At 65.1% G+C, this 13443-nt stretch carries 13 protein-coding genes; 4 read left to right on the top strand and 9 right to left on the bottom strand.

All coding sequences use genetic code 11. The features are described from left to right. Positions 1-83 precede the first annotated feature (83 nt). Entirely contained in the window at positions 84-1586 is a 1503-nt protein-coding gene (gene scpC / locus QPR87_RS14955) for a succinyl-CoA:acetate CoA-transferase ScpC (RefSeq protein WP_285050064.1), read from the top strand. A 317-nt stretch (positions 1587-1903) separates the two neighbouring features. Here scpC and QPR87_RS14960 read toward each other — a convergent pair whose 3' ends face one another. From QPR87_RS14960 to QPR87_RS14970, 3 genes are all read right to left on the bottom strand, one after another. Then, complete coding sequence (locus QPR87_RS14960) at positions 1904-2302, bottom strand: helix-turn-helix domain-containing protein (protein WP_285050066.1); 399 nt, start codon at positions 2300-2302, stop codon at positions 1904-1906. Next, positions 2299-2544, bottom strand: a complete 246-nt coding sequence (locus QPR87_RS14965) for a hypothetical protein (protein WP_147278012.1) — start codon at positions 2542-2544, stop codon at positions 2299-2301. Before QPR87_RS14965 ends, QPR87_RS14960 begins: the two co-directional genes overlap by 4 nt. 125 nt (positions 2545-2669) lie before the next feature. Beyond that, the gene (locus QPR87_RS14970; protein ID WP_285050068.1) at positions 2670-3746 is read right to left on the bottom strand and encodes a DNA-binding domain-containing protein; all 1077 of its coding nucleotides are present in this window, start codon (positions 3744-3746) and stop codon (positions 2670-2672) included. Between the two features lie 397 nt (positions 3747-4143). Here QPR87_RS14970 and QPR87_RS14975 point away from each other — a divergent pair, with 397 nt between their 5' ends. Then, positions 4144-4695 (top strand): helix-turn-helix domain-containing protein, encoded by a 552-nt coding sequence (locus tag QPR87_RS14975; RefSeq protein ID WP_285050070.1) that lies wholly within the window; start codon positions 4144-4146, stop codon positions 4693-4695. A 250-nt stretch (positions 4696-4945) separates the two neighbouring features. On the opposite strand, the gene QPR87_RS14980 is transcribed toward QPR87_RS14975, so the two are convergent. The 5 genes from QPR87_RS14980 to QPR87_RS15000 all read right to left on the bottom strand — a co-directional run bounded on the left by QPR87_RS14980 (position 4946) and on the right by QPR87_RS15000 (position 8815). Then, on the bottom strand, positions 4946-5740 hold the full coding sequence (locus QPR87_RS14980) for a MetQ/NlpA family ABC transporter substrate-binding protein (RefSeq protein ID WP_011750534.1): 795 nt from the start codon (positions 5738-5740) through the stop codon (positions 4946-4948). Positions 5741-5756: 16 nt separating this feature from the next. Beyond that, on the bottom strand, positions 5757-6431 hold the full coding sequence (locus QPR87_RS14985) for a methionine ABC transporter permease (RefSeq protein ID WP_011750533.1): 675 nt from the start codon (positions 6429-6431) through the stop codon (positions 5757-5759). Next, entirely contained in the window at positions 6421-7467 is a 1047-nt protein-coding gene (locus QPR87_RS14990; protein WP_041530464.1) for a methionine ABC transporter ATP-binding protein, read from the bottom strand. The genes QPR87_RS14985 and QPR87_RS14990 overlap by 11 nt, the downstream gene beginning before the upstream one ends. A gap of 132 nt (positions 7468-7599) precedes the next feature. Next, on the bottom strand, positions 7600-8343 hold the full coding sequence (gene tpiA, locus QPR87_RS14995; RefSeq protein ID WP_285050072.1) for a triose-phosphate isomerase: 744 nt from the start codon (positions 8341-8343) through the stop codon (positions 7600-7602). Between the two features lie 100 nt (positions 8344-8443). Continuing rightward, positions 8444-8815, bottom strand: coding sequence for a HesB/IscA family protein (locus QPR87_RS15000; RefSeq protein WP_011750530.1), 372 nt, complete (start codon positions 8813-8815; stop codon positions 8444-8446). Positions 8816-9013: 198 nt separating this feature from the next. Between QPR87_RS15000 and rpsD the strand changes: the two genes are divergently transcribed. Both rpsD and QPR87_RS15010 read left to right on the top strand, forming a co-directional pair. After that, on the top strand, positions 9014-9634 hold the full coding sequence (gene rpsD, locus QPR87_RS15005; RefSeq protein WP_011750529.1) for a 30S ribosomal protein S4: 621 nt from the start codon (positions 9014-9016) through the stop codon (positions 9632-9634). Positions 9635-9826: 192 nt separating this feature from the next. Then, entirely contained in the window at positions 9827-10441 is a 615-nt protein-coding gene (locus QPR87_RS15010) for a hypothetical protein (RefSeq protein ID WP_285050073.1), read from the top strand. 126 nt (positions 10442-10567) lie between these two features. Here QPR87_RS15010 and acnA read toward each other — a convergent pair whose 3' ends face one another. Next, complete coding sequence (gene acnA / locus QPR87_RS15015; protein ID WP_285050075.1) at positions 10568-13327, bottom strand: aconitate hydratase AcnA; 2760 nt, start codon at positions 13325-13327, stop codon at positions 10568-10570. Between the last annotated feature and the right edge of the window lie 116 nt (positions 13328-13443).

Raw genomic sequence — 13443 nt, forward strand, 5'->3', positions numbered from 1 at the left:
CTTTTCCTTGCGCGCATGGCTGGGTTGATTTGTCAGTTCCCGGCTTTGCGCCTAATCATCCCGCCAAGATCAGCGAGGACGCCATGACCGAGAATTACCTTCACCGCATCCGCCACAAGGCTCTGCGCGAGCGCGTGGTCGGTGCCGATCAGGCCGCAAGCCTGATCCGCGACGGCATGGTGCTGGGCATGAGCGGCTTTACCCGCGCCGGCGAGGCCAAGGCCGTGCCCATGGCGCTGGCCGAGCGCGCCAAGGCCGCGCCGCTGAAGGTCACGCTGATGACCGGGGCGTCGCTGGGCAACGATCTGGACAAGACGCTGGCCGAGGCCAAGGTGCTGTCGCGCCGTATCCCCTTCATGTCCGATCCGGCGCTGCGCCGGGCGATCAACGCGGGCGAGGTGATGTATATCGACCAGCACCTGTCCGAGACGGTCGAGCAGTTGCGCACCTGCCAGTTGCCGCCGGTGGACATCGCCATCATCGAGGCGGTGGCGATCACCGAGACCGGGGGCATCGTCCCCACCACCTCGGTCGGCAATTCCGCCAGCTTCGCGCTTCTGGCCGAGAAGGTGATCGTCGAGATCAACCTGAGCCAGCCAGAGGCGCTGGAGGGGCTGCACGACATCTATATCCCGACCTATCGCCCGACCCGCACGCCGATCCCGGTGGTGACGCCGGAAAGCCGCGTCGGCTTTCCCTTCATCCCGGTGCCGCCCGAGCGCATCGCGGCCATCGTGATCTCGACCAAGCTCGACTCGTCCTCGACCATCCACGACCCGGATGCCGAGACCCGCGCCATCGCCGGCCACCTGACCGAATTCCTGAAGCACGAGGTCGCGCAGTCCCGCCTGCCCAGCCACCTGCACCCGTTGCAGGCCGGCATCGGCACCATTGCGAACGCGGTGCTGCACGGCTTTGTCGACAGCCCGTTCCACGACCTGACCATGTATAGCGAGGTCTTGCAGGATTCGACCTTCGACCTGATGGATGCGGGCAAGATGGTCTTTGCCTCGGGCTCCTCGATCACGCTTTCGGCGCCGAAATACCGCGACGTGATGGCGCGCTTTGCCGAGTTCAAGCCCAAGCTGGTGCTGCGCCCGCAAGAGATTTCCAACCACCCCGAGGTGGTGCGGCGGCTGGGGCTGATCTGCATCAACACGGCGCTGGAATTCGACCTTTACGGCAACGTGAACTCGACCCATGTCATGGGCACGCAGATGATGAACGGCATCGGCGGCTCGGGCGATTTCGCGCGCAACGCCTATCTGTCGGTCTTCGTCACCAAGTCCATGGCCAAGGACGGGCGGATTTCCTCGGCGGTGCCGATGGTCAGCCATGTCGATCATACCGAGCACGACGTGGACATCCTGGTCACCGAGCAGGGGCTGGCGGACCTGCGCGGCCTGTCCCCGCGCGAGCGGGCGCAGGTGGTCTTGCGAAACTGCGTGGCGCCGGAATGGCGCGACGCGCTGGAGGACTACCATGGCCGGGCGCTGGCACGGGGCGGGCATACGCCGCACCTGATCGAGGAGGCGCTGAGCTGGCACGACCGCCTGCGCCGCGGCGGCAGCATGAAGCCGGAATGAGAAAACGCCCCGCTTCGTCGGCGGGGCGTTTCCTGCGTGACCCGGGGGTGGGGGCTCTGCCCCCGTTGTCATGTGTCAAAACCTTTGATCTACGGTGTCAAAAGGTTTGAGCCGCAATTTGTGGGATCAGCTGACAATAGCCGATGACAGGCGATTGCCGGCGACCTGCTGCGATTGCTCTGCGCCGGAACGAGGCCGGCCTTCGCCCTCTCGCAGGCTGCTGGCCCTGACCGATCCCGCAGCCGTGAGGCAGTGGCGTTGGCGCAGTAGCCAATCGCGGTCACGGCAGCCATAGCCTGAAGCGGCGGCAACAGCAATCACGGCCTCTTTCTGGCGCGGAGCTCCGCATCGGCGCGCAGTCGCTCGCGGTTCTCGGCTTCGCGGCGTAGATAGGTGCGAACCGTGATATCCGAGATGCGCAGCTTGCGGGCGATCTGGGCGATGGACAGGCCCTGCGCATAGAAGTGTGCGGCAAGCCATGGCTTCGCCAGGGGAATGCGCCTTGGCAGCGTGGCGAGGTTCGCCAGCGCCTCGACGGCCTCGCGCCCGAACATCTGCACCAGTTCGTTGGTGTCGCGAGGGTTCTTGCCGATGTAAAGCTCGGCACCACCGAAGGCGAGGATGAAGCGAATCGCGCCCTCAAGCCCGAGAACCTGGACGAAAGGCGCGACCTGTGCCGTGGGCACTGGCGAGGGCGGGCGGCTGTTCGGGATCACGTTTCGCCCCGCTGCATCCGCCGCCACCAGCGATGGATCGCGCTAAGGCTGGTGCGGCGGTCGGGCGGGAAATGTGCCGCCACCTCGGCTTCGATCTCGGCAAAGGTCATGCGCGAAAGCCGCGCCTCGACGAAGGCTCGCAATTCCGGGTCCAGGGCGATCTTTCCGGGACGGCCTGGACGATGCGCCGCCACGTGCTGCAATAGGGCTTCATCAGGCGTTGAACTGGCGTTTTGCGTCATGTCCGTTCTCTTGCGGTGGATCTGCGCTCCGGCCGCCCAGAAGGGGCGCGACCGGAGCGCAGGGTTTCGGCGGCGCATCAGGCACACCGCCGAAGGCATGGGCCGCCCGTCACGGCCCGATCCGGTCAATCCAGAAGCGATCCGGGCTTGAGGCCCAGCTGCTCGCAGATCGCGATTTCCTCGGCCGAACGGATCGCCGCGCCGCCATCTGAGGCGAAGCCGGGCGGCATGGCCGAGGTCGTCGCGGGCTTGAACAGATGCGCATAAGGCGGAACCGCCTTTTCGATGAACAGATCGAAGCTCGGCGGGTCGGACATGCAAAGGGCCATCGCCCAATCGCGCATGGCGGGCGAGAGATAGCCCCGCGCGAAAGCGTCATCGACCCTCGCCTTGGCGTTCTGCTCGCGCAACACTGCTTGCGCCTCGTTGCGCTCGGTCAGAACCGCTTGCAAGGTCTCCGCCGGCACGAAGCGGGCCGGGTCCGGTTCACCCTCCGCATAGCGCGGTATCCGGTTTTCTTGCCCGAGGTCGCGCGCGATCACGGCCAGCTCGGCCAGCTGCGCGACGGCGCCTTTGGCGCCCGTCACCCGGCCGAGCATGTCGCGCAGGCGTTGCAGTAGGTCCAGAATGTCGGCTTCGCTGGCATCGGGCGCAAGCCCCAGCGCCTCGGGCAGGTCATTCCAACGCCGCAGAACGGTCCTGTAGGCAGGCCATTGCCAGCCCCGCTTGCGCGCTACGTCCCGGACGTCGCGCCAAGCCTGCTTGAACGGGAATTGCGGCCCGGCATCGCGGATCGTGGTCATGAAGAAGGACCATGCCTCGGCCGAAACCTTGTCTTGCGGTCGTCCGCCGCGCGAAAAGTCGGGCATCAGGGCCGGGGCGAAATTGATAGGGTCGACACCCTCAACAGTGCGAAGGATGCGCCGCAGGGTCATGCGGTCGGTGCCCTCCGGACCAAATTCTTGCCGCACCGCCTGCACCAGGCTGGCCGACAGTCCAAACGTGGCGCCCGCTCCGGCCTTCACGAGGAACCGGGCAATCTCGGCTTTGCGCAGGGCGATAGCTTGCATGGCGGGCGTGGCCTCGGCAAAACGCTCGTGGGCCGCATCGTCATAGTCGCCAGCCGGAAGGCCGGTCGCCTCAATCTCGCGCAGTTCGTAGGCCCGGCGAACATCTGCGGGAAGGTCGGTGACCTCAACCATCAGCCGGTTGCCATGATACTTGCGAGGTATGTTGCGCGCTTTCGCCCATTTATGGATACCCATGCGCGTCGCAGGCAGTGGGCCTACACCCACAAGATTCGAGAGCGGCACAATCATTCCCGAGGCCACTCCGCTGCTTCCAGTATGCGTTCGATCAGCTGTTGAGCCTTTGGACCCCGCCATTGCCCCAACAGCGCGGCCCGGGCGTTTTGCATTTTTACGCCCGATTCCTGACACCAAGCGTGCAGCGATGTGCCACGAGCAGCAAAAGCCACGCGGATTTTGAGATAGCGCGCGGGAAGATCGTCATGATAGGTGTTAGAAGCTGACAAAGCGCCCTCATCAGGTGCATGTTAGAACCTAATAAGGTGTAAATCACACTTGATAAGGTGTGCCAATGAGCGTTGATGCAAAGGCTACGGACGTAGCCGAACGACTGCGGGTGCTTCAGACGAAGCACAAGCTGACCATTCAAGAGATGGCGGAACGATGCGGCCTGCCGAAACGCTCTCTTGAAAACTATATGAATCTGAAGTCTCCCCAGCGACCTGGACTGGATGCGCTCATCGGCATTGCGGATGGCTTTGACGTGTCAATAGACTGGCTGGTCGGAAGGAGTGACCCGGCGGAGACAGGCGAGTTCGGGAGAGAAGACTATGCGATTTTTTGCCAGTCTACGGTAGTGCATCTACTCGTTAAGGTTCTCTCAGCCGTCAAGGCAGACCCCGAGCAAGCCATCGATCCGGAGCACGGCACGATCATGGGTTATGAAGTCCATGAGGTTGCGGCTGCCGCGATGTTTGACTTTATGCGGCAGGTTGAGTTGCAGAGCACTCATCCAGCTCGTCCCCGAGGCTATTTTAAGCGGAGCTTCGAATCTTGGTCTCGGATGGCTGTAGAGGAAGGGTTGCCCACTTCGGCCGACGATCTTGGACAGCGTAAACCGTAAACAAAAAGGTTTACGGTGTGCGCAAAACTGCGCACGGCACCCCAGCTAACCTATTGATTTTTCGTCGCCAGAATTTCCGCGCTTCCGCGAAAATGGCGACTTTCGTGCCGAAAGGCTCAAACCTTTTGACACTCGCCCATGTAACCCATTGATTTTACACACCCAGAAAATCACAGAGGCTCAAACCTTTTGACACCCGTCACGGGGGCGCTGCCCCCGGACCCCCGGGGTATTTGGAAAACGGAAAGGATCACCAGGCCGGGATGACGGCGCCCTGGTATTTTTCCTCGATGAACTGCTTCACCGCCGGGTCGTGATAGGCCTCGACCAGTTGCTTGGCCCAGGCCGCGTCCTCGTCGCCATTGCGCACCACGATGATGTTGGCATAGGGGCTGTCGGGTTTTTCCATGGCGATGGCGTCCTCGTTCGGGTTGAGGCCGGCATCCAGCGCATAGTTGGTGTTGATGATGGCGATGTCGGCATCGGCCAGCGCGCGGGGCAGTTGCGCGGCGTCGAGTTCCAGGAACCTGAAGTTCTTGGGGTTCCCGGTCACGTCGAGCGGCGAAGGGGTGAGGCCGGTGTTCTCGGCCAGCGTGATCGCGCCCTTGTCCTGCAGGAGCAGCAGCGCGCGGCCGCCATTGGTCGGGTCGTTCGGGATCGCGACCTTGGCACCATCGGGCAGTTCGTCCAGCGATTTCAGCTTGTCCGAATAGACGCCCATCGGCGTGGTGATGGTCCTGGCGATGGCGACCAGGTCGAAGCCGCGGTCCTTGATCTGGTTGTCCAGATAGGGCTGGTGCTGGAAGCTGTTGGCTTGCAGGTCGCCATCGGCCAGCGCCTGGTTCGGCACCACGTAATCGGTGAACTCGACGATGTCGATGGTCAGGCCCTTGTCCTTGGCGACCTTGGCGACCTCTTCCATGATCTCGCCATGTTCCCCCGGCGAGACGCCGACCTTGATTTCCTCGGCCGAGACCATGGTGGCGGCCATGGTGGCAGAGATGGCGAGTGCCGAGGTCAGGGCGGCAAGGCTGAATGTGCGCATGATTGGTCCTTTCTGCTTATCGGCCCCGGTTGCGGGGCGCGCGCTTGTCGAAACGGGCGGCGATCCATTCGCCGGCCGACTGCACCAGTTGCACCAGCACGATCAGGATCACGACCACGGCCAGCATCACCTCGGGCATGAAGCGCTGGTAGCCGTAGCGGATGCCGAGATCGCCCAGCCCCTCGCCGCCGACCGCGCCGACCATGGCGGAATAGCCGATCAGGCTGACCACGGCGAGCGTCAGGCCCAGGATGATGCCGGGCATCGCCTCGGGGATCAGCACCTTGCGGACGATCTGGCCGGGGGTGGCGCCCATGGCGCGGGCGGCCTCGATCAGGCCGGCATCGACTTCGCGGATGGCGGTCTCGATGAGGCGGGCGATGAAGGGCGCCGCGGCGATGGTCAGCGGCACGATGGCGGCGGTGGTGCCGATCGAGGTACCGGCGATCAGCCGCGTGAACGGGATGATCGCCACCACCAGGATGATGAAGGGCGTCGAGCGCGCCGCATTCACCACCAGGCCGAGGGTGGTGTTCAGCCAGGGCGCCGAGAGCAGTTCGCCCCGGCGCGAGGTGGCCAGGAATACGCCCAGCGGCCCGCCGATCAGCGTGCCGATCAGGGTGGACATGGCGACCATGTAGAGCGTTTGCAGCGTCGCCTGCCACAGGATCGGGATCAGGTTAGCCGACATAGCCAAGCACCTCGGTCAGAAGCCCGTGTTCTTCCAGGAAGCGGCGCGATTCCTCCAGCCGCGCGGCAGGCAGGGCGACGATCAGGCTGCCGAAGGGCTTGGTCCCGATCTCTTCGATGGCGCCGGCCAGGATGTTGATGCTGATGCCGCGCTCGGCCGTCAGCCGCGCCAGCATCGGGTCGGTGGCATGGCTGCCGATGAAGGTGATCTGTGTGACCGCCTGTGCCTCGGGACCCTGCGGCGTGTCCTGCATCTGGCCGGCGACGAATTGCGGCACGGCGACGCCGGTGACGCCGGTCAGGAACGAGCGCGTGGTGGGATGGGCGGGTTTCGAGAATACTTCGTAGGTTTCGCCGGTCTCGACGATGCGGCCGCCCTCGATCACCGCCACATGGCTGCAGATGTCGCGCACCACCGCCATTTCATGGGTGATGAGCAGGATGGTCAGGCCCAGTTCGCGGTTGATGCGCTGCAAGAGTTCCAGCACCTGCCGCGTGGTGTCGGGGTCGAGCGCCGAGGTCGCCTCGTCCGACAAGAGCACGCGCGGCCCGGTGGCAAGCGCGCGGGCGATGCCGACGCGTTGTTTCTGGCCGCCGGAAAGCTCGGCCGGATAGCGGCCGGCTTGCGCGGTCAGGCCGACGCGCTCGATCAGTTCCGCGATGCGGGGGGCGATCCTGGCGCGGTCCTCGCCGGCGATCTCCAGCGGCAGGGCGATGTTCTCGGCAACGGTGCGGCTGGCCAGCAGGTTGAAATGCTGGAAGATCATGCCGACCTCGCGCCGGATGCGGCGCAGGCTGGCATCCGAGGCGGCGCCCACGTCACGCTCGTTCACGATCACCTTGCCGGCGCTGGGACGTTCCAGCCCGTTCACCATGCGCAGAAGCGTCGACTTGCCGGCGCCGGAACGGCCGATGATGCCGGTGATCGCGCCCTGCGGCACGTCCAGCCAGATGTCGTGCAGCGCCACGACATCGCTGTCGCCCTTTTGCGGATAGCGGCGCGTCACGCCCTGAAATGAGATTGCCGGCCCTGTCATCGCCCTTGCCTTGAATGTCAGGCGAGACCTATGCCCGCCGGGCCGGGCTTTGCAAGGGGCTGGCACCCCGCAAAAGGGCAATGCCATTCCAAACCGGGCCGGCCGGATGGAATGGCGTTCTTTTCGGGGGCGTTACGCTGCGGAAAGCGCGGCGATGATCGGGCCGAAATCCTCGGCCTTGAGGCTGGCGCCGCCGACCAGCGCGCCGTTCACATGCGGGATGGCAAAGATCTCGGCCGCGTTGCCCGGCTTGACCGAACCGCCGTAGAGCAGGGCGAAGTCGGCGCCGTCGCCCAGACGGGCCGACAGGCGCTCGCGCATCAGGGCATGCACCTCGGCGATCTGGTCGGAGGTGGGCGTGCGGCCGGTGCCGATGGCCCAGACCGGCTCATAGGCGATCACCGTGTTCGCGGCCGTCGCGCCATCCGGGACCGAGCCGGCAAGCTGGGCCGAGATTACGTCGAGCGTCTGGCCGGCGTCCCGCTGCACCTCGGTCTCGCCGACGCAGATCACCGCGACAAGCCCCGCCTCATGCGCGGCGGTGGCCTTGGCGCGCACCTGCTCGTCGGTCTCGGCATGGTCGGTGCGACGCTCGGAATGGCCGAGGATGACGTGGCTCGAGCCCGCATCGCGAAGCTGGGCGGCGGCGATGTCGCCGGTATGGGCGCCCGAGGTCTTGGCGTGGCAATCCTGGCCGCCGACAGCGATCCTGCCCTGGCTGCGGGCGGCCATGGGGTGGATCAGCGTGGCGGGCGGGCAGATCAGCACCTCGCAGCCGGGTGCCGGGTGATCGGCCAGCAGCCGGTCGATCTCGGCCAGTGCGGCCAGGGTTCCGTTCATCTTCCAGTTGCCGGCGGCGAGCTTGCGCGGGGCCATCTGCCTCTCCCTCTGTCTTGGTCTGACAGGGATTAGGCCGGGGGGTCCCCGCGATCAAGACGGCTGGCGCGATGTGGGCGCTAACTTGCGGCAAAAAGGCTCAGGCTTTCGCGCGCGAGCCTTCCAGCGGGGCGAAGTTGACCGATTCGCCGCAGCCGCAGCTGTCGGTGACATTCGGGTTGCGGAACTTGAAGCCGGATTCCAAGAGGCCGGATTCATAGTCGATCTCGGTCCCGAACAGGAACATCTGCGCGGTAGGGGCGATCAGCACCCGCGCCTCGCCCTGTTCGACCACCTCGTCGCCCGGGGCGGGGGTTTCGGCTAGTTCCATGGTGTATTCCATGCCGGCGCAGCCGCCCTTCTTCAGGCCGATGCGCAGCCCGCTGGCGGATTTCTGGGCCATGAGCCTGGCGATCTGCCGCTCGGCCGCCTGGGTGATGGTCACGGGGGATTTGCCGGGGATCGAAAACATCTCGGGCCTTTTTATGTTCGCTGTCTCTCATTTAGGGGCATCGAAGCTGCCGCTCAAGGGCCAGGGGCGCTTGACTCGGGTGCCGATGCGGCTATAAGCGCCGCTTCATTGGTGTTGGTGGACCCCGCAAGGGGAACCCTGTCAGGCATCTTGCCAGAGGACAACGCCCTTCGACAACGTAAAAGAAGGAGATCAGCGATGACCAAACGCACCGCTGCCAAGTACAAGATCGACCGCCGCATGGGCGAAAACATCTGGGGCCGCGCCAAGTCGCCGCTCAACCGCCGCGAATACGGCCCCGGCCAGCACGGCCAGCGTCGCAAGGGCAAGCTGTCGGATTTCGGCACCCAGCTGCGCGCCAAGCAGAAGCTGAAAGGCTATTACGGCGACCTGACCGAGAAGCAGTTCCGTCGCATCTATGCCGAGGCCGAGCGCGTCAAGGGCGACACCGGCGAGAACCTGATCGGCCTCCTGGAGCGCCGCCTGGACGCCGTGATCTATCGCGCCAAGTTCGTGCCGACCATCTTCGCCGCCCGCCAGTTCGTGAACCACGGCCATGTCGAGGTGAACGGCAAGCGCGTGAACATCGCCTCGTATCGCGTCAAGGAAGGCGACGTGGTCTCGATCCGCGAGCGGTCGCGCCAGTTGGCCATCGTGCTGGAATCGGTGGGCCTGGCCGAGCGTGACGTGCCGGACTACCTGGAAGTGGACCACAACAAGATGACCGCGACCTTCGTGCGCACTCCGGCCCTGGGCGACGTGCCCTATGCCGTGCAGATGGAGCCGAACCTGGTCGTCGAATTCTACGCGAAGAACTGATCCTTTCGGGATCGCAGGTTTCAGGGCCGTCCCTTCGGGGGCGGCCTTTTCGCTTGTGGGGCCGTTGCGGTGAGTATTTGGGGAACGAAGAAGCCGGGTGCCGTTCACAATCCGGCAAGCGCGGGGCGAGCGGCTTGCATGGCGGCGGCATATTCGGGAAAACCGGCCCGCAGGAAGCACATGGGGAAGGCGATGCGGGCGCTGGTTGCCGCTTTGATCGGGATGATGGGATTTTCGCTGCCCGTGGCGGCGCAGGAGAAGCCGGCGAAGGACGAGCGGCTCTGGACTTGCGAGACCTCGATCGCGGGTGAGAAGACCGAGATCAACTATGTCCGCGATGCCGAGTTTCGCCAGAATGTCGGGAGGATGGAAAAGAACTTCTCTGGCTGGGGGCGGATCACCTGTCCGGGCTATGTCACCCTGCGCGAAATCCTGCGGCGCAACGAGATGGGCGACGACGGCAGCTATTGCCTGCTCTGGGACAAGCAGAACGACACCTATATCGGCGCGCAGAAGGGCGCGCGCAAAGGTAATGCGCTGTGCCGCAAGACCCTGTGCGAGCGGGTGAACTCGGCGCGGCAGGCGACCTTCCGCAACGCCAATGCGCTGGCGCTGGCCGGCTATGACGCGGTGACGCAGCGGCCCGGCGCCACGATCCTGGCCGCGACCTCGGGGCAGATGGTGGGCACGCTGGAGGCGGCAGGGGCGGCGGCCATGGGCGTGGCGGCCTCGCCGGTGGCGGTCGGCTCGCTGGTGATCGGCTCGGCCGCCGTGGGCGGAACCATGTGGTATTGCGCCGAGGAATAGTGCCGCGCAGCCATGCTTGCTGCCCCATGGCGCTTCTTCGTTCCTCAAATACTCACCGCAACGGTCCCACAAGCGAAAAGGCCGCCCCCGAAGGGACGGCCTGCTAAACTCGCCCTGTGATGCGGATCAGGCCCTGGCCAGGTTGCGCAGCACGTAATGCAGCACGCCGCCGTTCTCGAGATATTCGATCTCGACCTCGGTATCGACGCGGGCCTTGAGCTGGATCACCTTCTCGCTGCCATCGGCATAGCGGATGGTGCAGGGCACCAGCGACAGCGGCTTGAACTCGCCCGCCAGCCCGTCGATCGAGATCACCTCGTCGCCCTTGAGGTTCAGCGTCTTGCGGTTCTCGCCGCCGGTGAATTCGAAGGGGATCACGCCCATGCCGACCAGGTTCGAGCGGTGGATACGCTCGAAGCTTTCGGCGATGACCGCCTTGACGCCCAGCAGGTTGGTGCCCTTGGCTGCCCAGTCGCGCGACGAGCCGGCGCCGTATTCAACGCCGCCGAAGATGACCAGCGGCGTGCCCTGAGCCTGATAGGCCATCGAGGCGTCGAAGATCGAGGTCTGCTGCCCGTCCGGACCCAGGGTATAGCCGCCCTCAACCCCCTCCAGCATCTCGTTCTTGATGCGGATGTTGGCGAAGGTGCCGCGCATCATCACTTCGTGGTTGCCGCGGCGCGAGCCGTAGCTGTTGAAGTCCTTGGGCGCGACCTGGCGCTCGGTCAGGTATTTGCCGGCCGGGGTGGTCGGCTTGAACGAACCGGCGGGCGAGATGTGGTCGGTGGTGATCATGTCGCCCAGGATCGCCAGGATGCGGGCGCCGTCGATGTTGTCGATCCGGCCCGGTTCCTTGGACATGCCGCGGAAATAGGGCGGGTTCTGGATATAGGTCGAGGTCGGAGGCCAGTCATAGGTCTCGCTGTCGGTGACCTCGACCGCCTGCCAGCGTTCGTCGCCCTTGAACACGTCGGCGTATTTCTTCTGGAACGCCTCGCGGGTGACGGTGGCCTCGACCAGTTCGGCGACCTCCTGCGAGGTTGGCCAGATGTCCTTGAGGTAGACGTCCTTGCCTTTGGGCGTCTGGCCGATCGGGTCCCGGGTCAGGTTGATGTTCACGTCGCCCGCGATGGCATAGGCCACGACCAGCGGCGGCGAGGCCAGGTAGTTCGCCCGCACGTCGGGCGAGATGCGGCCCTCGAAGTTGCGGTTGCCCGACAGCACGGCGGTGGCGACCAGGTCGTTGTCGTTGATCGCCTTGGAGATTGCCGCATCGCCCAGGGGGCCCGAGTTGCCGATGCAGGTCGTGCAGCCATAGCCGACCAGGTTGAAGCCGATGGCGTCCAGATCCTCCTGCAGACCTGCGGCCTCCAGGTATTCGCCCACGACCTGCGAGCCGGGCGCCAGCGAGGTCTTGACCCAGGGCTTGCGGGTCAGGCCGAGCGCGCGCGCCTTGCGGGCCACCAGGCCGGCGCCGATCATCACATAGGGGTTCGAGGTGTTGGTGCAGGAGGTGATCGCCGCGATCACCACCGAACCGTCGCGGATGGCATAGTCCTTGCCCTCGACCGCCACGGTCTTGCGCACGTCGGTGCCCGAGGTGGCGACCACGCCGCCGCCTTCCTCGACCATCTCCTCGGCCGCGGCCGACATGTCCACGCCGCGATATTCGGCCACGGTCTTGTAGAAGGCGCGGGCGGCCAGGTTCAGCGGCGTATAGTCCTGCGGACGTTTGGGACCCGAGATCGCCGGGACGATGTCGCTCATGTCCAGGTGCAGCGTGTCGGTATAGACCGGCGCGTAATCCGCGCCACGCCAGAAGCCGTTCTGCTTGGCATAGGCCTCGACCAGCGCGATGCGGTCCTCGTCGCGGCCGGTATTGCGCAGATAGCGCAGCGTCTCGTTGTCGATGGGGAAGAAGCCGCAGGTCGCGCCGTATTCGGGCGCCATGTTGGCGATGGTGGCGCGGTCCGCCAGCGGCAGGTGGTCGAGCCCGTCGCCGTAGAATTCGACGAACTTGCCGACGACGCCCTTCTTGCGCAGCATGGCCACGACCTTCAGCACCAGGTCGGTCGCCGTGGTGCCCTCCATCATCCTGCCGGTCAGCTTGAAGCCGACGACCTCGGGGATCAGCATCGAGACCGGCTGGCCCAGCATCGCCGCCTCGGCCTCGATCCCGCCGACGCCCCAGCCCAGAACGGCCAGGCCGTTGACCATGGTGGTGTGGCTGTCGGTGCCGACCAGCGTGTCGGGATAGGCGACGGTCTCGCCCTTCTGGTCGGTATCGGTCCAGACGGTCTGGGCCAGGTATTCCAGGTTAACCTGGTGGCAGATGCCGGTGCCGGGCGGCACCACGCGGAAGTTGTTGAACGCGTTCTGCCCCCATTTCAGGAAGGTGTAGCGCTCCATGTTGCGTTCATATTCCAGCTCGACATTGCGCTGGAAGGCGCGGGGATTGCCGAAATCGTCGATCATCACCGAATGGTCGATGACCAGGTCGACCGGGTTCAGCGGGTTGATCTTTTGCGCATCGCCGCCAAGCGCCTTGATGCCGTCGCGCATCGCGGCGAGGTCGACCACGGCAGGAACGCCGGTGAAGTCCTGCATCAGCACGCGGGCCGGGCGATAGGCGATCTCGCGCGGGTTCTGGCCGCCTTGCCGCGCCCATTCGGCGAAAGCCTTGATGTCGTCCACGCTGACCGTGCGGCCGCCGTCCTCGAAGCGCAGCAGGTTCTCCAGCACGACCTTGAGCGAGGCCGGCAGCTTCGAGAAATCGCCCAGGCCGGCCTGGGTCGCGGCATCGATGGAATAATAGGCATAGCTCTGCGAGCCCACCTGAAGCTGGCGGCGCGTCTTTGCGGTATCTGTTCCGGTTTCGATGGGCATGGACTCGGCTCCCTATCCTTGAAGAGGTGGCTGAATGGCGGTGCTGCCTTGTCATTTGCCCCTTTTCGGCATGGGGATCAAGGGGCGGGGCAAGATTTGTATACAATGGTATGCCA

The organism is Paracoccus sp. SSJ (genome assembly GCF_030234105.1).
Taxonomy (GTDB): Bacteria; Pseudomonadota; Alphaproteobacteria; order Rhodobacterales; family Rhodobacteraceae; genus Paracoccus; species Paracoccus denitrificans.